20 protein-coding genes are annotated in these 18,222 nt (G+C 46.9%); 6 read left to right on the plus strand and 14 right to left on the minus strand.

Features of this window, described 5'->3' with window-relative positions; genetic code table 11:
- Nucleotides 1–9: 9 nt before the first annotated feature.
- Together Q4Q57_RS02355 and Q4Q57_RS02360 are read left to right on the plus strand one after the other, a co-directional pair.
- Complete coding sequence (locus Q4Q57_RS02355; RefSeq protein WP_311889559.1) at nucleotides 10–876, plus strand: heme ABC transporter ATP-binding protein; 867 nt, start codon at nucleotides 10–12, stop codon at nucleotides 874–876.
- A 233-nt stretch (nucleotides 877–1,109) separates the two neighbouring features.
- The gene (locus Q4Q57_RS02360) at nucleotides 1,110–1,454 is read left to right on the plus strand and encodes a DUF2956 domain-containing protein (RefSeq protein ID WP_311889561.1); all 345 of its coding nucleotides are present in this window, start codon (nucleotides 1,110–1,112) and stop codon (nucleotides 1,452–1,454) included.
- Between the two features lie 24 nt (nucleotides 1,455–1,478).
- Here Q4Q57_RS02360 and Q4Q57_RS02365 read toward each other — a convergent pair whose 3' ends face one another.
- Complete coding sequence (locus tag Q4Q57_RS02365; protein WP_311889563.1) at nucleotides 1,479–1,814, minus strand: winged helix-turn-helix domain-containing protein; 336 nt, start codon at nucleotides 1,812–1,814, stop codon at nucleotides 1,479–1,481.
- 207 nt (nucleotides 1,815–2,021) lie between these two features.
- Between Q4Q57_RS02365 and Q4Q57_RS02370 the strand changes: the two genes are divergently transcribed.
- Together Q4Q57_RS02370 and Q4Q57_RS02375 are read left to right on the plus strand one after the other, a co-directional pair.
- Complete coding sequence (locus Q4Q57_RS02370; RefSeq protein ID WP_311889564.1) at nucleotides 2,022–2,573, plus strand: DUF924 family protein; 552 nt, start codon at nucleotides 2,022–2,024, stop codon at nucleotides 2,571–2,573.
- 141 nt (nucleotides 2,574–2,714) lie between these two features.
- The gene (locus Q4Q57_RS02375) at nucleotides 2,715–3,572 is read left to right on the plus strand and encodes a transporter substrate-binding domain-containing protein (RefSeq protein ID WP_311889565.1); all 858 of its coding nucleotides are present in this window, start codon (nucleotides 2,715–2,717) and stop codon (nucleotides 3,570–3,572) included.
- A gap of 55 nt (nucleotides 3,573–3,627) precedes the next feature.
- On the opposite strand, the gene Q4Q57_RS02380 is transcribed toward Q4Q57_RS02375, so the two are convergent.
- From Q4Q57_RS02380 to Q4Q57_RS02390, 3 genes are all read right to left on the minus strand, one after another.
- A complete protein-coding gene (locus tag Q4Q57_RS02380; RefSeq protein ID WP_006082806.1) occupies nucleotides 3,628–4,065 on the minus strand; it encodes a universal stress protein in 438 nt (145 codons plus the stop codon).
- Between the two features lie 177 nt (nucleotides 4,066–4,242).
- Complete coding sequence (locus tag Q4Q57_RS02385) at nucleotides 4,243–4,674, minus strand: universal stress protein (protein ID WP_006085854.1); 432 nt, start codon at nucleotides 4,672–4,674, stop codon at nucleotides 4,243–4,245.
- Between the two features lie 41 nt (nucleotides 4,675–4,715).
- Entirely contained in the window at nucleotides 4,716–5,099 is a 384-nt protein-coding gene (locus Q4Q57_RS02390; RefSeq protein WP_006082808.1) for an STAS/SEC14 domain-containing protein, read from the minus strand.
- Between the two features lie 243 nt (nucleotides 5,100–5,342).
- Between Q4Q57_RS02390 and Q4Q57_RS02395 the strand changes: the two genes are divergently transcribed.
- On the plus strand, nucleotides 5,343–6,767 hold the full coding sequence (locus Q4Q57_RS02395) for a coniferyl aldehyde dehydrogenase (protein ID WP_311889573.1): 1,425 nt from the start codon (nucleotides 5,343–5,345) through the stop codon (nucleotides 6,765–6,767).
- A gap of 17 nt (nucleotides 6,768–6,784) precedes the next feature.
- Nucleotides 6,785–7,390, plus strand: coding sequence for a TetR/AcrR family transcriptional regulator (locus Q4Q57_RS02400; protein ID WP_311889575.1), 606 nt, complete (start codon nucleotides 6,785–6,787; stop codon nucleotides 7,388–7,390).
- A gap of 191 nt (nucleotides 7,391–7,581) precedes the next feature.
- Here Q4Q57_RS02400 and Q4Q57_RS02405 read toward each other — a convergent pair whose 3' ends face one another.
- The 10 genes from Q4Q57_RS02405 to Q4Q57_RS02450 all read right to left on the minus strand — a co-directional run bounded on the left by Q4Q57_RS02405 (nucleotide 7,582) and on the right by Q4Q57_RS02450 (nucleotide 17,941).
- A complete protein-coding gene (locus Q4Q57_RS02405; RefSeq protein WP_106649656.1) occupies nucleotides 7,582–8,388 on the minus strand; it encodes a CsgG/HfaB family protein in 807 nt (268 codons plus the stop codon).
- Nucleotides 8,388–8,783, minus strand: a complete 396-nt coding sequence (locus tag Q4Q57_RS02410; RefSeq protein ID WP_106649655.1) for a curli assembly protein CsgF — start codon at nucleotides 8,781–8,783, stop codon at nucleotides 8,388–8,390. Before Q4Q57_RS02410 ends, Q4Q57_RS02405 begins: the two co-directional genes overlap by 1 nt.
- Before the next feature lie 10 nt (nucleotides 8,784–8,793).
- On the minus strand, nucleotides 8,794–9,204 hold the full coding sequence (locus tag Q4Q57_RS02415) for a curli production assembly/transport protein CsgE (protein ID WP_012088448.1): 411 nt from the start codon (nucleotides 9,202–9,204) through the stop codon (nucleotides 8,794–8,796).
- A gap of 295 nt (nucleotides 9,205–9,499) precedes the next feature.
- Nucleotides 9,500–11,188 (minus strand): ATP-binding protein, encoded by a 1,689-nt coding sequence (locus tag Q4Q57_RS02420; protein WP_311889580.1) that lies wholly within the window; start codon nucleotides 11,186–11,188, stop codon nucleotides 9,500–9,502.
- 134 nt (nucleotides 11,189–11,322) lie between these two features.
- Complete coding sequence (locus Q4Q57_RS02425) at nucleotides 11,323–12,834, minus strand: sigma-54 dependent transcriptional regulator (protein ID WP_311889582.1); 1,512 nt, start codon at nucleotides 12,832–12,834, stop codon at nucleotides 11,323–11,325.
- A gap of 123 nt (nucleotides 12,835–12,957) precedes the next feature.
- A complete protein-coding gene (locus tag Q4Q57_RS02430) occupies nucleotides 12,958–14,157 on the minus strand; it encodes an FtsX-like permease family protein (protein WP_311889584.1) in 1,200 nt (399 codons plus the stop codon).
- Between the two features lie 10 nt (nucleotides 14,158–14,167).
- Nucleotides 14,168–15,478 carry an ABC transporter permease gene (locus Q4Q57_RS02435; RefSeq protein WP_311889585.1) on the minus strand — a complete coding sequence of 437 codons (1,311 nt, stop codon included), beginning with the start codon at nucleotides 15,476–15,478 and terminating at the stop codon, nucleotides 14,168–14,170.
- Between the two features lie 11 nt (nucleotides 15,479–15,489).
- The gene (locus tag Q4Q57_RS02440; RefSeq protein WP_311889586.1) at nucleotides 15,490–16,236 is read right to left on the minus strand and encodes an ABC transporter ATP-binding protein; all 747 of its coding nucleotides are present in this window, start codon (nucleotides 16,234–16,236) and stop codon (nucleotides 15,490–15,492) included.
- A 69-nt stretch (nucleotides 16,237–16,305) separates the two neighbouring features.
- A complete protein-coding gene (locus tag Q4Q57_RS02445) occupies nucleotides 16,306–16,569 on the minus strand; it encodes a hypothetical protein (RefSeq protein ID WP_311889587.1) in 264 nt (87 codons plus the stop codon).
- 109 nt (nucleotides 16,570–16,678) lie between these two features.
- Nucleotides 16,679–17,941, minus strand: coding sequence for an HlyD family efflux transporter periplasmic adaptor subunit (locus Q4Q57_RS02450; protein WP_311889588.1), 1,263 nt, complete (start codon nucleotides 17,939–17,941; stop codon nucleotides 16,679–16,681).
- Nucleotides 17,942–18,222: the final 281 nt, after the last annotated feature.

The following is an 18,222-nucleotide window of genomic DNA, read 5'->3' on the forward strand; positions in this document are numbered from 1 at the left end:
CGAGGCGTTATGACTGCCACTTCCTATGCCAAATCAGAATCAAGATCAGATTCAATATTAGCCCCAAGAGCGCATCTAACTCATTCAACCCATGCGCAGTTTGAACGCACCAAGCTCAGCATTAGCAAGCTCGATGTCAGCATTGGGCAGAAAATGGTGCTCAGCGATATAAATGTGCAATTTAAACCCAGTGCAGTAACCGCCCTACTCGGCCCCAATGGCGCGGGTAAATCGACGCTACTCAAAGCCCTTTGCCAAGAAATCAGCACACCAAGGCAAAGTATCCGTCTAGGCCATAGCCAGCTGGCGGATTGGCCTAGGGGCGAGCTGGCAAAATCCTTAGCCGTGCTGCCACAACACGCCAGTCTCACGTTTCCCTTCACAGTATCTGAAGTGGTCGCTATGGGTCTTTACCCCTTAACCATTAGTCATAAAGAGGGGGAAACCTTAGTTGCCGAGCAGCTGGCACAAGTGGGGCTAACTCATCTCGCCAAGCGCAGTTACCCAACGCTATCGGGAGGGGAGAAGCAGCGAGTCCAGCTCGCCCGCGTCTTGACTCAACTCAGTCAATCGCCATTCCCGCCCATACTGTTACTCGATGAGCCAACATCGGCATTAGATCTCGCCCAGCAACACAGAGTGCTTGAGTTAGCCCAAAACTTAGCTCATCAGCACGCGTACACTGTGATAGTGGTACTGCACGACCTTAACCAAGCCGCTCGCTATAGCGATCAATTAATCGTATTAAAACAAGGGCGAATCGTGAGCGAAGGCACGCCAGCGGAAGCCTTGTCGGTCGATACCATTCGTGAAGTATGGGACTATGAACCTGTGTACCTTGCTGCACCACAAGGCGGGCATCCACTGATTTTTTAATGAAATGAAGATATTGGCTGTAAGTTTTAATGTCTAATGCGGGTATAATCTGGCGCTGACACTTTTCGCACGCTTTTTTAGGAACAGATTAGCGAGCAGCTTCGCGGGCATATTGACTCTCGTATTCACGAGTATATTTCAGCCGCAGGCGCGTTAACTCAAACCGCATTAACTTAAGCCGCATTCACTTAAGTCGCGTTAACTTAAGTCGCATTAAATCAGGCAGAATCCAGATGAAACCCACTATCTCGACAGAAACTCAGCAAGAAGCACTGGTCGCAGCCAAAGCCACTCAAAAGCCAGGACAAACTAAAGAGCAAACTAAGCTCATTGCCCAAGGGATTGAAAAAGGCATCGCCGAGTATAAAAAACTGCTTAAAGCCAAAGCCCGTGAGCGAGATAAAGCCCGTAAACAACAGTTGAAAGCGAAATCTCGCACAGTGAATGACATAGATAATCTAGACGATGCTGACGAGATCATCGACTCCCAGAGTCAGTTCACCCGAGCCACTTGGGTTGCTATCGCTCTACTCGTGCTAAGTTGGGCAGGATTTGCCGCCTATTATGTTATGACGTGATTGCCGAACTCAGAACTTACCGCTTCATGCTGCCGTTTCGCCACTCTCAACAACACCAATCAGATCGGCGATTTCAGTGAGATGGGTATCAACCCATGCACTACTGATTGGCCCCCATGTCACTATGCGGTAATAACCTGCATTGTTACGACTGCCTTCCTGGACAAACTCGACTCGAATACCTATATCCTCAAATGCGGCGATGGCATCCTGTAAGGTGCGGCGCGGCATTCCAGTTAACTTATTGAGTGATAAAAGATTATGGCGATCGTCATCCATTAAGTGCGCTAAATAGAGCTTACGCAAAAACGCCTTATGTTGCTTTGAAACCTGTTGGGATACTGGCATTGAAGGTGACATAGAATGACCTGCCTAGAAACAAAAGTAATTATCATCAAAACTACTTTATATTCAGTCAATAAGGCAATAGCCAACACTAAATACTTACGCCACGCGACAAGCTCCGCAGATAACCAATCTCCCCCTAAATCAAGCGAAACGACTTGTCATCCTCCCCCAACAACTGTTATTTGTAATGTCACTCACCACCTATGAGGGAACGCTAAGATGAGCCAGACAATTACAGCCGATCAAATACTGACATTTTGGTTTGAAGAAATTGAGCCAAAGCTTTGGTGGATTAAAGATGTTGAATTTGATGAACAAATCAAACAGCGCTTTGGGGACATATTAGCTCAAGCTAAACGTGGGGAGCTTTCCCATTGGCGAGTCACGCCCCAAGGCCGATTAGCGGAGATCATAGTACTCGACCAATTCTCCCGTAATATTTACCGTGATACGCCTGCCGCTTTCGAAGCCGATGCCATCGCCTTAGTGCTCGCCCAAGAAGCCGTTGCCCAACAGGTTGATTTAGCAGTTAAACCTAAACAAGTGCCCTTTCTCTTTATGCCCTATATGCACAGCGAGTCGGCCATGATCCATCAAGTCGCGGTTAAACTGTTTAACCGCGAAGCGGCGATAGGAAACTTAGCGTTTGAACTGAAACATAAGGCAATTATCGACAGATTTGGTCGCTATCCACATAGAAACGCCATCTTAGGCAGAGAATCGACAGCAGAGGAAATTGCCTTTCTGCGTGAACCTGGCTCATCCTTTTAATTCGCTCATTCTTTAGCGTATTTGGATAAATAAAGCCGTGCTGAGTTCACAGACACACTACACTTATTCAATCGAGTCATGGAAAGACTGACGAGTGTCAAACACAGTTGCAAGTGTGTACCGCGGAGGTGTTGGTAACTTATGGCGCATAATCTAAATAAGCCAAATAGCTCAGTGGCTCGTCGTAACCGCTTTAAATTGATGGGGTTACTCACCTTATGCGGCGCTCAGCTCGGCCAAGCGGCAGAAATTAAGATAGGCGTCAGTCTGTCTATCCCCCCTTATGTTATCCAAGAAACCAATAGCGGGCTCGAACTCGAATTACTTAACCAAGCCCTCGCCGTTAAAGGGCATACTGCTTCTATCCACTACTTACCTCTAGCACGCACTTTCCATGAACTCAGGGAAGGTAAACTCGATGGTATCATCAACATTAAAGATGGCATGATCGACAACGTCTTTTACTCCAATGTTGCGATAACCTACCAAAACTGCGCCATTAGCCTCGAAGCCAATCATTTTACTATCAATAACATAGACGATTTAAACAACAAACAAGTCGTCTCCTTTCAGCGCGCATCATCGTTATTAGGGGAAGAATTTGCCAAAATGGCTAAGGCTAATAGCGGCTACCAAGAACAAGCGAGGCAAGTGCAGCAAGTTTATATGCTGATGAAACACAGGGCCGATGTCGTGGTGATGGATAAAAATATCTTCAAATACTACTTAAAGCAGGCCTACCTTGAGGGGAAACTCACTGAGAAAGATTCAACACAACAGGCCATTTGCCACCAAATATTCCCACCAACAGAATACAAGTTTGCCTTTCTCAGTGAACAAATTCGGGATGATTTTAATGCTGGACTCAAACAAATTACCCAAGATGGGGGCTTAGTGGCCTTGCAGGAAAAGTATCGACGCCTGATGTCATTTGAAAATGAAGCCGATGTGTCAAACAAGCTAACTGAACCTAAAATAATAAAAAATGATTCCTACTAGGTTTTCTCAAAGAGCTTTATCTAAAGCTCTTTACTTCAACCTATATATCTAAGCTTTATTTCACCACCAGCACAGGGCACTTAGCATACTTAACAATATCTTGTGTCACATGGGGCTTTAAAAAATCCGCTAAACCACTGCTGCCGTGACTGGCAATCACCACCATGCCGACATCGACGGCTTCCGCTAAAATCTCATCGATAGCATCACCATGGCGCACCACTAGCTTAATATTGAGTCCCTCGTTGAGATCTTGCTGCATTTCCTGCTGCAAACTTTGCATTTTTGCATCGACAAAGGCTTGAAGTTCATTTTCCAATGTGGCGGGAATATCGACCGCAATACCATAGCAATGGGCGCCACGGGCTGGGCTTGTCACATGCAATAATCGAATATCGACATGATAAAGATTAGCCATTTCAACCGCATATTTGAGCGCATGGGCTGCGGTGGAGGAAAAATCCGTAGGGCATAACACTTCTTGAGTACGCATAAGCTTATCCATCATTTGAGTTTTAATCAGGCTATCTATTAAAGTCAAAATACCACTATTTTATAGCAGTTAGCTATGCTTCTTGCGTACCCATTTCAATTAATTATTCTTTATCAATCAAAAAGAAAGGACGCAATAAGCGTCCTTTGGATTTATTAAGTCAAGCCACTAACTCACTTACTTCACCACCAGCACAGGACAAGCCGCACCGTTAGCTACCGCTTCTGCGACATTGGTGTGTAAAAAATGCGAAATCCCAGTTCGGCCATGGCTCGCTATCACTACCATGCCAATATCTTTACTGTTGGCCTCTTCTAAAATCTGATACACAGGATCGCCGCGGCGGATCAAGGTCGTGATGGAAAGTTCAGTGTTTAACCCTTCTAACAGCGCCTGCATCTTGGTTGCTGCCGCTTCCTCCATGCTCTTCGCCAGCTCTTCAGGAGTGATCGATAAAATCATAAAGTTTTCATCGCCGAGCGGCTGTTCAACCACGTGTAAAATTTTTAGTCCTACATGGTATAGATTAGCCATTTCAATGGCATAACTCAGTGCATGGGCCGCAGTTTCCGAAAAATCTGTGGGCCAGAGTATTTGACCTGTACGCATAATCTGTACTCCTTCTATGGCGCAAATGGATTGCTGAGCAACTAGTCTTTTAACCAAGCAACGGCGTCGCCATTATCAACAAAAAACCTGACCTCAGCAGGCGTAAACCAGTTTGCCAATTTAGCCAGCACTTCCTGCAGAGTCGTCTTACCGACTATGGCAATCTTCTCGAAATGACGAATATGCTTCACCCCAAGTTTGAGATCATCCCAAGCGGCCTGTAACTCCAAGCCATCTAACTCAGTCACATCCACTAAAGCGAAGATATCGGGATCTTTTACGCCTGCCAGTGCCGACTCCAACACAGGCACCATCATCTCGTAGTCGTGATGAGTTAAGGTACCGATAGCTTTAAAGGCAACGAAAAAATCATCATCACCATAGCGTTCAATACCAATTGAAATTCCGTGCTTTAACAATGCCATACATACTCCTTATGTAACAACCCTTGATTTAGTGTAAAAGCTAACGCCACAACAAGCCGTGATCTTGCTCAAAAATACACCAGATACCTTGCACCATCTCACTAAGCAAGCTAGGATAAACCGACTAATCAGTCGGTACTTATTTATCTGTCTTTGTTTAATAACAGGTTCAATCGTTAAGATTAAACCTTAACTAAAGTGCCGAATAAGACTCAGCCTATAATCTCGCTTGGAGCAACCACTATGAATATGGCCACCGAACACCTTAATGCCTCGCCACTGACTCAGTTGCTCCAGCGCCAACGCAGCAGTTATTTAGCGGCGCCGAATCCGAATTACGCTACGCGAGTGGAGCAATTAACTCGACTTAAAGCGGCCATACTGCAATTTAAAACGCCCTTAGTCGAAGCCTTAAGCCAAGACTATGGCCATAGATCGATTGATGACAGCCTGATCTCAGACATTATGCCTGTCATCAACAACATCAATTACAGTTTGAAAAATCTAAAAAAATGGCTCAAGCCCAGCGCTCGCCATGCGGGGCTTTTGCTCGCCCCAGCCAAAGTCACAGTGCATTATCAGCCTTTAGGGGTTATCGGCATTATCGTGCCGTGGAATTTCCCCGTCATGCTGTCGATTGGCCCGCTAGTGACCGCCATCGCCGCGGGTAATCACGCCATGCTCAAATTGTCTGAATTTACCCCTGCGACCAACCAAGTGATTAAACAACTACTGGCACACGTCTTCGATGAGTCACACGTGGCAGTCGTTGAAGGTGAGGCCGATGTTGCCGCCGCATTTTCAGCCCTGCCCTTCGATCATTTACTCTTTACCGGCTCCACCACAGTTGGCCGCCATGTGATGCGCGCCGCGGCCAATAATCTCACCCCAGTGACACTCGAACTGGGCGGTAAATCGCCAGTCATTATCGCCCCCGATATGCCGCTTGAGATAGCAGTAGAACGAATGATTTATGGTAAGTGTTTGAATGCCGGACAAATCTGTGTGGCACCCGATTATGTTCTATGCCCTAAAGCCCAAGTGGATGAATTTATTGCCGCCTACCAAGCTAAATTTAATGCCATGTACGGCGCGATAAACCACAACAAAGACTATGGCAGCATCATTAATACCCGTCAGTTTGACCGCCTTATGACAGTGCTCGAAGATGCGAAAGCTAAAGGTGCCCATATTATTTCGGCGACGGACGAAGCCATAGATAGCCAACATCGCAAACTCGCAACTCAGCTAATCACGAATACCTGTGAAGATATGCTATTAATGCAAGAGGAAATCTTTGGTCCATTACTGCCGATCATTGGTTACGACTCCTTAGATGAAGCTATTCAATACATCAACCAGAGAGCAAGACCGCTAGCGCTGTATGTGATGAGTTTCGATGAGAAAAGTCAGCAAAAAATCCTCCAACAGACTCATTCTGGCGGTGTGTGCATTAACGAAACCGTGTTTCATGTCGCCGCTGACGATGCGCCCTTTGGCGGAATCGGCCCGTCGGGAATGGGGCATTACCATGGCAAGGAAGGTTTTTTAACCTTCAGCCACGCTAAAACTGTGCTTAGCCGAGGCCGATTCAACACAGGCAAATTTGTGCACCCGCCCTACGGCACTGTTATCCAGCGCATCTTAATGAAGCTATTTTTGCGCTAGTCACTGGGGGATAACTCTTGAATCAGCCATCAACAACGCAAGCCATTAAAACCATGACAGATAAACGCCAAGCCATTCTCGACACTGCCTTAGCGCTCTTTGTCAGCCAAGGATTTCATGGCACGTCCACCGCTTCGATAGCTAAGCAAGCAGGTGTAGCAACGGGCACCTTGTTCCATCATTTTCCTTCCAAGGAAGCCTTGATGGAATCTTTATTTCTTACCATAAAACAAGAGTTTGCCGATGCCTTGCTGTTGAACACTCATAATGGCAGCGATCTAAAGCTCAATGCCCTACAACTATGGCAAAGTGCGATTGATTGGTCGCTGGATAACCCTGTCAAACAGCTGTTTTTTCAGCAATATTCAATGTCGCCCATGATTGCCGCTAAGGTGCGCGATCAGGCGATGAACAGCATCTTAGGCTTTATTAGCGAGCTGATTAAGCAAGGACAAATAGAGGGATTAATCGCCCACTATCCGCTGGAGCTGATGCTAGAAAACTGCCATGGCCAATACCTAGCGGCAACCCGATTTTTTATTGATAACCCGCACTTAGGCACGAATAAAACGTACCGCGATGCCAGTTTTGAACTGTTTTGGAAGGCCATGCAAGCAGACTAACACCACACAATACACTACCCACAGCACAGCAAACGCCCACCCACTGCAGAATTTAATCCAATAAAAAACCGAGTCAGTTTAACTGGCTCGGTTTTCTTTTACGTCTTCACACAGATAGTGACTAAGAGATAAAGCAGAGGCCTGCTTTCTGCGATATCTAACTCCAACGTCTAACGTCTAACGTCTAACGTCTAACTTTGACTCAATTCCTGCGCTTTCTCTACTGGCTGGGTGACTTGAGTTGGACTCCAGTAGCCTTGCTTAATGCCCTTATCAATCAGCTCAGCGACCGCTAATTCAATGGCTTGCAACACGCAAAACTGTACTGGCTCGTTAGTGGTAAAACCGATTTCTGCCTCAGCAAGGCGATTTAAACTGGTGTAACGGAACAAGCCAGCGCGCATTTCTTGGGATAAAACACGTTTGCTGGTCGAAACCGACATCATCACTTTACCTGTGTGCACATCGACGGCGCGCAGATAAATGGTCACCTGATCTTCACGATACATTTCCGAAGCGCCAATGCCGTAGTATTCGACACCGCTACCGCCTGTGCTGGTGTTAGTCTCATAGCTAATGACGCCACCTTCGAGTAACAATCTGGCGGTGGATAATACGGGCACTTCATCGCCCTTAGTACCGCTCTGTTTATTACTAATTTTGCGCTCGGTCAGCAGGTTTTGTAGCCCTTCACGTTCCACTGGGGTAAACCATTTAGAATCGAGCAAGGTCTGCATCAACATAGAGGTTGCGCCCTGAGTCACGGCGGTCGAAAACGAACTCACGTTCGCCTGTGGTTTATATTGGCCAGTTTGATCGCGAAAGGAATACACAGCAACTGGAATAGGAAACTTAGGTCCAGGTTGAGTTTGCAGCCCACGCATCACTTCACTCAAGGGGTTAACCTCGGCAGGCGTGATATTCAAATCGGGTTTGGGGATCAAGCTACAGGCCGACATGCTTAACAGTAATAAACTCACTAACACTAGACGGGCCATTAGTTGACTCCTCCGAATGTTGGCATTTCAATCACAGTGACTTCACCGGTTTCAGTATTTGTAATAGTTAGCATCACGCCATTTCCCGTAGAAGCCACTTCAATCCGAAAATCACCTGTATCGTAAACACCGTCGGTAATTTCACCATCGGCGACGCCACGGGTGATCGAGTTAATGATATTACGCTCTAGGGATTCTTTAAAACGGGTGACAAAGTCCTTCTCGGTAGAGGTAGATTTATTGTCATTCTGGGCCTGGGCTTTATTTAATAAGAAAGCCCCATTTTGTGGATTGCCGCCAAAGCTGGGGTTCACTGGCGTATAGATCAATTCAGTGGCTTGGCCACTGCTTGCCACACATAGCGTGACAAGGGCAAGTAACGTCCTGTATGTCATTATTATTATCCTAAAAATCGTCCGATGTTCCTGAAAAATCACCTGTTATTGCATTGGCTCTGACTTGCGCTAAATAATCAATCGTGATCAAAATCGCCTGCTCTGCACTCTCTTTAACCGGATTTGCACGACGACCAAAATGGGTAGTGTAAATCCGTGTTCCGTTGACTTCTAAGCTTAAAACCGTCCCCGCCTGCGGAAACACTGTCTCATACAAGGTCACGTTAAAGCCTTGGGTAAAGGGCAGCTCGCGCCAATAGCTTGAGTAGTAGAAGCCAAAATCCTTACCAAACCGAGTCAAGGTTCTATCTATCACTAAGCCACTAATTTCAATGTCGTTGTCGGCAAGAGTGATAGGGGAAGCCAGCAGCAGGAATGGACATAAAACGTAAGTAAGCAGACGCTGTTTTAACTGTTTCACTTATCCCTCCTTTACCTTTTAATCGAACCTTAAAACCGCCGCTAACCTCCGTTTTAACAACGGGAGTTTTAGCGTCAATTTTCGATAAAGCAGGTTAACAGGGTTGAAGATCCCCCGTCATTACGCTGGGGGGCAAATTAGCCCGAAGAGCTAAGGTAAAAAGGCAAAAATAGCCCATTTGGCTAATACGCTAAGAGGCGATTAAGGCAAGAGTCATAGGGCAAACGAACGGATCAAGAGGCAATAAAAATGCGACCCTAAGGTCGCATTGCGGTATTGATACAAGGCATGGGGATTATTGTGGCAACCATAGCCGAACCAACAGGCCACCGTCACTGCGATTGTGCATACTAATACTGCCATCATGGGCTTCAATAATTTCACGGCACAGAGGTAAACCAAGCCCTGTACCCGATTGTTTAGTCGAGTAAAACGGCAACAACGCTTGCTCTAAAACTTCGCCTGACATGCCAGTACCGCGATCCTCGATCGCAATGCTAAAACCTGCACCATCCACTAAGGTTTGTTGCCGAATCGACAGGGTGACATCCTCAGGGTTTGAACCCGATTCATGGGCGTTTTTAAGCAAGTTGAGTAGCACTTGCTCCATCTGTCCTTGGTCGAAATAACCATCAACCTCAGGCAAATCATGCCTAAGTTTAAAGGGATAATGCTGGGTTAACTGGGTCGCAAATTGCGTCCAATTCACCTGACGCCGCTGCGGGAGCGGCAACTTAGCAAAGCGGGCATAGTTGAAGATAAACTGACTCAGATGGCCAGTGCGATTCTCTATGGTATCGAAAATCAGCTTAAGTTTTGGATTATCCAGATCTTTAGTCAGTAAACGCCCCGAGTTCACCATAGAGGCGATGGGCGCCACTGAGTTATTGAGTTCATGGCTAATAATGCGGATCACTTTCTTCCACACTGCCACCTCTTGACGATTAAGCTCGCGGGTCATCTGTTTAAGTAAAATTAAGTTATGTTGTTGGTTGTTCAATAAAAATTGACCACGACTCAAATGCCAAGTTTCCACATCGTCTTCACCTATGGCAAAAAGCCCACTCTTGTCATGGGCCAGCGCTAAGGCCAATGCCTCAGGTAAGTCCACCAGCAATTCGTCTAAGCTGGCGCCTTCCATTTTGCCTTTTCGATGGAATAAATGCCGCGCGGCGTCGTTGGCGTAAATTAAGCGCTGATGATCATCGAGCAATAACATCACAATAGGAGAACTTTGGATCACCTTATCCAGCAACAACTCGCGCTGGTAAATGTATTGTCTTTCTTGGCGCAATTTTGCCGCAGAATAATTAAATAACTGGGCCAAGGTTTGTAGCTGACCTTCACCATGTTCTGGAATACTCACACTAAAATCATTATCGCTAAAGTTCAGCAGACCTATTTCGAGGGAATCCAAGCTACGACCCAGATGCCGTGTTAACCAAGCGACACTTAGGCCACACGCGCCACAAGCGAGCAATAACACCAGTAAACCTTCACCTAAGGTTAAACTCGAGACTCGCTCGATCTCTGCTATTTCAGTGGGTGCCACAGGGGATGCTGGGGCTTTGGGCGGTAAAATCGAGAGCGGTTCTACACGTAAAGGCTCTGCAATATGGGCGCTGAAATTAAACTGCCCTTCTTTAAGTTGTTCTAACTTGAAGAGTTTTATTTGTAACTGTTCTTGCTTAAGTTGTTCAAGTTTTTGCAGTTCAGCCTTAATCTGCTCGGTCCTCTGGCGCGCTTGCATTGCTGCCGCTAGCTGCAATTGTTCAGTATTTTTAAGGGCAAGCTCAATGGCAGCAGTGGTTTTTTCCAGATCAGCAAAGTCGAGTTGTACATTCACATCGGGGATTTCGATTGCCTTAGATGTGGCGACAGCCGAAGTTTCAGGTGAGATATATTTCACCAAGGCAAAACTAAGCAAGACGCCAAATGCGCAGCAAACCATTGAATAAATGATAATTTTAGTTCGGATTAACACTGACATTCCTTAATCGATTGCCTTTCTCTCGCCTAGAAGCTGAAGCTTAGAATCTGTGACCTAGTATCTGAGACTTAGTATCTGTTGCCTAGAAGCTGTTGCCTAAAAGCTACAAACTAGCATCTGCACTTGGCCTATGACTTATCTAAACCAAACTTATCCATGCGCCGATACAGCGCCTGACGACTGAGCCCAAGCGCTTTGGCGACCCGAGCAATCACGCCATGGTGCTGTTTTAGCGCCGCTTCGATATCTTCTCGACTCACTTCTATCGCCTCATTAGCCGACTGTGTTTGGTCGCGGGCAGATCTATCAGAAAAAGTGGCATTAGTGGGATTAGAACTTGGCACATAAACGGGCTGAGGATCAGATTGTCTCTGTTCAAAGCTGCGCGGTTCGGACTGTCGCTGCTCTAAGTGTCGCGGCGCAGAAGCTGCCGAAATATGGGAAGTCGCAGCTCTTGCAGCACTCACGACAGGTGCTAAACCAAAGTTAGCTTCAGTCAGCACATGGCTTTGCGCCAACAATACCGCTCGCTTACAGGCGTTTTCCAGCTCACGCACATTACCCGGCCAGCGATGGTGCAACAACGCCTGCAATGCGGGCTTACTCAAGCTAAAATCGCTACCGATAAAATGCTGTACTAAAGGCAAAATATCATCGGTGCGTTGATTCAGTGGCGACAACGCCAGTTCGATAACATTTAAGCGGTAAAACAAATCCTCACGGAATCGCCCTTCGGCAATATCTTGGGCCAGATCCGCATTGGTCGCGCTGATCACCCGCACTTTCACTTTTTGGGTTTTATGGCTTCCTAAGCGTTCAAATTCACCGGTTTGCAACACGCGCAGCAGTTTTACTTGGCCAGATAACGGCAAGTTACCGATTTCATCTAAAAACAGTGTGCCGCCGTCGGCCGCTTCAAAGCGACCAATACGCGCTTTAGTCGCGCCAGTAAAAGCGCCCGCCTCGGCACCAAACAGCTCGGCCTCTAATAAATCCATCGGCAAGGCACCGACATTGACCTTGATGAAAGGTTTGTTTTTTAAGGGTGAATTGGCGTGGAGAATATCGGCGAGTTTGTCTTTTCCCGCGCCATTGGGGCCAGTGATCAAGACCGATACATCGGAGCGTGCCAGTTGCAAGGCTAAGTCAATACAACGCTGCATAGCACCGCTACCAAAGACAATACCGCAGAGATCCGCATCGGCGATCGCCACTTGGCGTTGATGATTCACCCGCTCGAGACGATGGTTAGCACGGGAGAGTTTATAAAGCGCAATCAGATTAGTGATGCTATTGAGTAGCTTAGCGTCATCCCAAGGTTTGCCCATATAATCGGCAGCGCCCGCTTTGACTAATTCAACTGCGGTTTCGAGCTGGGTCCACGCCGTCATCAAAATAATCGGCAAATCCCCTTGGCGTTCGCGCAGGGCGTAAAACAGCTGCCGACCTTCCTCACCTGAGGTGGTATCCCGAGTAAAGTTCATATCTTGGATCACTAAATCCACATCTTGTGTCGTCAATAACCCAAGAGCGTCCTCTGGGCTATTGCAAATCAGCACCCGATAATCATTGAGTTCTAGCATCAAACCTAGGGCTTGGCAGATGGCATGATTGTCATCGACGATAAGGATAGTATCCATAAGTGTGAGTGTTGTCCTAAGTAAAACTGTTAACCGTAAAGTAACAAAAAGTGCAATAACATCCTATTGTTATCGCACTTTTGTCGAGCTTTTATCGTACCTTGAGTAACATCAAATATTCCGCTATACGCTGCGAGTTGCGGTTGCTGGCGAAATATTTGCCGCCTTACGCGCTGGCAAGTAAACCGCTAACGTGGTGACAATAAACAAACCTGCCACAGTAATTAGTGGGTAGCTTAAGTCCAACATAGGCAAGCTATAGATTTTCATTAACTGTTGGCCTAACTGTATCGCTAACAAGCCGCCAAGCACGCCTCCCGCTAAGCAAATCAAATAATTCTCCACGAGGAAGTAACTGATAATATCGCGCTTTTTAGCCCCCAATGCACGGCGGGTACCTATCTGCTTAGTGCGGCGCTGGATATTAAACATCACCATGCCCGTTAAACCGAGCGAGGTGATAAGCAATAACAACACCACCATCATAGTTAACACAGTAATCATCAATTTATGATCTCGGTATGACCTATCTTTTATGGCCTCGATTGACTTAAATCCATCGAGAACTCGATTTGGATTCTCGGCCAGCAGCGCTTTTTTTATCGCGTCTTTAAGCTCGGCGTGAAACTCAGGCTTAGCCCGTACCATATACTGACGGCCGCCATAATCCACATTTTGAATCACACTGTATTCGAGGGCTGAGCTGTCAACACCAACCCCTTGCAGTTTATCGACCACCCCAATCACAGTCATTTGAACCATATTGCCCTCGTACAACACCTTGCCCAGAGCGGACTCACCCGGCCAGGCAGCTTGAGCTGCCGCCCTGGAGATGATCGCTAATCGACTCGGGATCTTGAGATCACCTTTAACTTCGTGGGGATAGAAGTTGCGCCCCTCGATCAAGCTAAGGCCTAAGGTCTCAATGGTGTGTTCTGTGCCTAAATACATGGAAAATGCCGCTGTCGTTTTAGTATTATCCGGATCGGGTCCTAGGTTTAAGGTGCTCGTGCTGCCTCCCCCGCTCAAAGGCAACATATTGGTCGAGGTGGCAGCAATCACACTGGGCAGCCCCCGCAAAATTTGCTGATCAATTTTGTTTTGCGCGGTTTTATCTATCAATGGATCAAAGTTGTACAAGCTAAAGGTCAAGACCTCTGACTCTTCGACTCCCGAATCACGCTGCATCAGGGCTAAACGCTCTTGAATAATAAAGCTCGCATTCGCCACAATTGCCACAGACAAGATAATCTGAATAAGCAGTAAGACTGGGCCACTTTTACTGCGCAATAAACTGCTGAGAATAGGTTTAATATGCAACATAATGAGTCCCTTACTGGCTTTTCAGATAAACGCTAGGTTTAGTCCGGCACACCACCCACGCGGGATACAAGCCAGCCATCAAGGCTGTGCCTACCGCAATACTTGGGGTGATAATCCACATACTCGCCGATAAATGGGTTAAATCCTTCGCGACCTCAAACTGGGCCGATAAGCCGTAAAGTGACGCGTAGGCCCAAGCAAGTCCCAGCAAACCACCGAATAAACCAATCATGCCCACTTCAACCATATATTGAGCGAAGATTTGACCACGGCTAGCGCCAATTGCCCGGCGTACTCCCACCTCGGGCGCTCGCTTGAGGAACTTTGTCAGCATTAAACCTAATATATTGACTAAACAAACACTTAAAAATAGTGCACTCAAGCCAACCAAGATTTTATTGTCTTCGGGCACCACATGATTGTATTCAAGCCAAGTCGCGACATCGGATACTTTGACTGAGTCGGCGGCAGATTTATTATCCGTAAAACGGCCTAGAGCTTTTTGCTCCGCCACATAATTGCTGAGCCAAGAACGGTAACTGGTTACTGCGTCTTTATTTGGCAAATCAACCCAATACTGCAACCACACTTGTTCAGAGTTAAGCCGATCTTGGTGGCTTTGCACCGACTCAAACTTCCAACCCATGGCGTTGCCCCAGAGAGCAAACTCTTCAATAGGCGTCAGCGAAAAGGGGATAAAAATCGGTTCCGACTCGATAAAGGCGCCATTGTTGGGATCATAGTATTTAGGCTGGGGATCCCAAGCATCAATCACCCCAACCACTTGATAAGGTTTACGATTAAGATAGATAACTTTGCCAACACTGTTTTGACCCGCAAACAACTTTTGATTGAGTTTATCGTTAATCACCACTTGATAAGCAGGTTCAGTGTCGACGTATTTATCCCACGCATTACCGTACAAAAATGGCACGTCAAACAGCTTAAAAAAGTCGCTATCTGTCACTCGAATGCTTTCTAAAATAGGCGCAAAATTAGCATCCTCCGTTTGCACAGCCATCCCAGTACGAAACATCGCCGCTTGGCGTTTAGGTAAGGTATTGTTACGCAAATTCATCGCATCTTGATAAGTCACTAACGAGTTAAGCTCATCCCAAGAATCGGGACCTTGGCTCCAAAGCTGTACCGCATTTAACTCATCTGAGCGTTCACCCGCAGGATTAAATGACATCATCTTGTACACGTTTAACGTAGTAATCGTGATACCAATACCAATCGAAATCGCCAACACCATCAACAGCGACAGCACTGGGGTTTTCTTAATGCTGCGCCAAGCTAAATCAACATAATAAAAGAACATAATGCATATCCTTAACGGTCGGCGTTGGCGACAAGTTTGTCTAATGGGTGCGGGGTCGCCACAGTTTGTACACTGCCATGGGGCTGATACATAGTAAAATCACACACTTGACCGTCGACAATTTGAATATTGCGCTGGGCGCGGCGAGCGAGTTCAGGGTCATGGGTCACCATGATAATAGTCGTGCCCGCTTGGTTGATATTTTCAAGTAATTCCATCACTTGGCGCGCCATTAAGCTGTCGAGGTTACCAGTCGGTTCATCGGCGAGCAGGAAGCGGGGTTCACCGGCTAATGCACGGGCAATCGCCACCCTTTGTTGCTGTCCGCCCGAAAGCTGAGTGGGAAAATGCTTGAGTCGTGAAGCTAAACCCACTTGTTCTAATGCCTGCTGTACGCGGCGTTGGCGTTCCTTGGCATTAAAACCACGGTAGCGCAGCGGCACTTCGATATTTTCTGCCAAGTTAAGGTCGGGAATTAAGTTAAAGCCTTGGAAGATAAAGCCGATTTTCTCGTTACGGATAGCAGCGCTCTTGTTATCGCTCAGGTTAGACACGTTAATGCCATCGAGAAAATAGTCACCGTGGGTAAAACCTTCGAGCAAACCCGCGATATTTAAAAAAGTCGTTTTACCTGAGCCAGAAGGACCCGTGACCGCGACAAACTCGCCTTCATTCACTTCGAGGTTAAAATCGCGCAGGGCGTGGGTTTCCACTAAATCCGTTTTAAAAACCTTGCTCACACTCTTCATTGATAACATGTTAATTTCCTTAAAATAATCAAATCGATTTTACGCTGCATCTAAACGACTCAATGCATGGCAGCGTCATCAGCCGAAAAAGAGCTCAACGACAGATTCTAAAAGCCACACAAAAACGCCCAATATAAGGTCGGCACTTTCGACCGAAACCTCACCCACTTGGCGAACCTCATCCAATGGATTGGTCCATTCCAGCAAATTCAGTCCAAGGAAAAACCAGCTATTGGCTTCACCGATACTCAACTCCACCGCGACCACCAGCAGCAGTAAGGCCAACACGCCAAACATTTTTGATGACATCAACACGCTGAAATCAAATTGTTTATCACGCATATTCGGCTCCTATTCTTGTCCATGTCGCAGCAGGTTTCGTCATTCACCTTGATCACTGCGCTGTTAAATTCATCAGATTGGTTATTTAGTAATTTACGAATATCGGTCATCAATGAATCCTGACCTGTTCGGCGTGGTTAAAGGGCTCGACACTGGATATCACCCACTCGTCTCCGGCTTTACCGCCATCCAGCACTTCGACTTGGCTCAGGCTGGTACTGCCGAGTTTGATCTCGCGGCGGCTGGCTAAATCGCCTTCAATTTGGTAAGCCTCATTGCCACCACCGCTAGTCATAAAGGCGCCGCGTTTCACCATCAACACATCGGGTCTGTGCTCTAACAAGACTCGGGCGGAGATACGTTGGTTCTGACGCAGTTTCAAGCTGTTATCTTGAACGAACTGCACTCTTGCGGTCACTTCACGGTTACGTACTTCGGGGGAGATGGACGATAACTTGCCCATTAACTTCACGCTGCCGAAACTGAGCTCAACCTCCATCCCTAAACCCAAATCGTCGGCGTAGGACTCTGGCACCGCAAGTTCGGCCTCATAGGCGCTTAAATCCACAACGGTTAGAATCGGTTGATTAGCGCTAAGGCGGGTTTTCTGCTCGGTGATCCAGTTGCCGATAATGCCGCCAACGGGGGCTTTGATATTCAGAGCCTCAACTTGGCGTTCGAGTTCGTGCACCGCAAGGGTTTGGCGCTCGACCTCTAAGGCTTTGTTTTTAACTTCGAAGGTCAGGGTGTCTTTTGTTAACGCGACTTCCTGCTCGGCATGGGCAAACTTGAGTTTAGCCTTGTGTAATTCGTCTTTGCCTTTTTCGTAATCGATTTCGCTGATCAGCTTATTTTTAATTAACAACTCACCACGGCGACGTTCTCTGTTGGCGGCTTCTAGGTCAACCGCGGCCATGTCTAAGGTTTGATTCACTTGCAGTTGACCGCGTCTGGCGTCCAACTTGGCGCGCTCTAACGCACTCTGCATTCCCGCCAAAATCGACTTAGCCTGCTCCAACTGATTGGATAATCTTGGGCTATCGAGTTTGGCAACCACATCGCCTTTATTGACGCTATCGCCAGGGTTACTCAGCAGAGTGACTGTGCCTTCCTCTGTGCTATACAAAATAGGCGCATTCGCCGCCACAATTTTACCTGTGGTCGCAACATCACGGGTTAAGGTTCCAACAAAGAGTGTTGCGGTAGTGATGTCGCTGCGGCTTAAGGATTTGCTCACGCTATCTGTGCCCAAGCTCGCCCACACTAAGGCGCTGACTAATAAGGCGCAACCGCCGATCAACAGAGGTAACTTAAGACGTTTAGTGGTCGATGGCACAAGTACAGTATCTTGGCCGCTAGTATCTTTAATCATGGCTTTACTCGCTTCCCTGTCGGAATCATCAGTGCCGGAGCGCAATCAACGGACACTATTGGAAATCTATACCACAGAGATAGCAAAGCCTATGCCAAATCAGTAAACACATTATTATTCATAACGTTAACTTTGTTTTGTTGATAAAAGTGTCCGCGGACACTGGGAGTTAAATCGAAAAGTGTCCGCAGCAGATTAATCAAAAGTGTCCGATGTTAAAAAAGATGACATAGCGCGAGCCATGCAGCTAAGCGTTTCAATTACATGTCCTAACAGATTTA

Origin of the sequence: Shewanella sp. SP2S2-6 (genome assembly GCF_031931965.1) — a bacterium.
Lineage (GTDB): Bacteria > Pseudomonadota > Gammaproteobacteria > Enterobacterales > Shewanellaceae > Shewanella > Shewanella baltica.

Coding starts and splice junctions, on each gene's coding strand:
- Q4Q57_RS02355 (WP_311889559.1), top strand. CDS start 10: ATGACTGCCACTTCCTATGCCAAATCAGAATCAAGATCAGATTCAATA.
- Q4Q57_RS02360 (WP_311889561.1), top strand. CDS start 1,110: ATGAAACCCACTATCTCGACAGAAACTCAGCAAGAAGCACTGGTCGCA.
- Q4Q57_RS02365 (WP_311889563.1), bottom strand. CDS start 1,814: ATGTCACCTTCAATGCCAGTATCCCAACAGGTTTCAAAGCAACATAAG.
- Q4Q57_RS02370 (WP_311889564.1), top strand. CDS start 2,022: ATGAGCCAGACAATTACAGCCGATCAAATACTGACATTTTGGTTTGAA.
- Q4Q57_RS02375 (WP_311889565.1), top strand. CDS start 2,715: ATGGCGCATAATCTAAATAAGCCAAATAGCTCAGTGGCTCGTCGTAAC.
- Q4Q57_RS02380 (WP_006082806.1), bottom strand. CDS start 4,065: ATGCGTACTCAAGAAGTGTTATGCCCTACGGATTTTTCCTCCACCGCA.
- Q4Q57_RS02385 (WP_006085854.1), bottom strand. CDS start 4,674: ATGCGTACAGGTCAAATACTCTGGCCCACAGATTTTTCGGAAACTGCG.
- Q4Q57_RS02390 (WP_006082808.1), bottom strand. CDS start 5,099: ATGGCATTGTTAAAGCACGGAATTTCAATTGGTATTGAACGCTATGGT.
- Q4Q57_RS02395 (WP_311889573.1), top strand. CDS start 5,343: ATGAATATGGCCACCGAACACCTTAATGCCTCGCCACTGACTCAGTTG.
- Q4Q57_RS02405 (WP_106649656.1), bottom strand. CDS start 8,388: ATGGCCCGTCTAGTGTTAGTGAGTTTATTACTGTTAAGCATGTCGGCC.
- Q4Q57_RS02410 (WP_106649655.1), bottom strand. CDS start 8,783: ATGACATACAGGACGTTACTTGCCCTTGTCACGCTATGTGTGGCAAGC.
- Q4Q57_RS02425 (WP_311889582.1), bottom strand. CDS start 12,834: ATGGATACTATCCTTATCGTCGATGACAATCATGCCATCTGCCAAGCC.
- Q4Q57_RS02430 (WP_311889584.1), bottom strand. CDS start 14,157: ATGTTGCATATTAAACCTATTCTCAGCAGTTTATTGCGCAGTAAAAGT.
- Q4Q57_RS02435 (WP_311889585.1), bottom strand. CDS start 15,478: ATGTTCTTTTATTATGTTGATTTAGCTTGGCGCAGCATTAAGAAAACC.
- Q4Q57_RS02440 (WP_311889586.1), bottom strand. CDS start 16,236: ATGTTATCAATGAAGAGTGTGAGCAAGGTTTTTAAAACGGATTTAGTG.
- Q4Q57_RS02445 (WP_311889587.1), bottom strand. CDS start 16,569: ATGCGTGATAAACAATTTGATTTCAGCGTGTTGATGTCATCAAAAATG.
- Q4Q57_RS02450 (WP_311889588.1), bottom strand. CDS start 17,941: ATGATTAAAGATACTAGCGGCCAAGATACTGTACTTGTGCCATCGACC.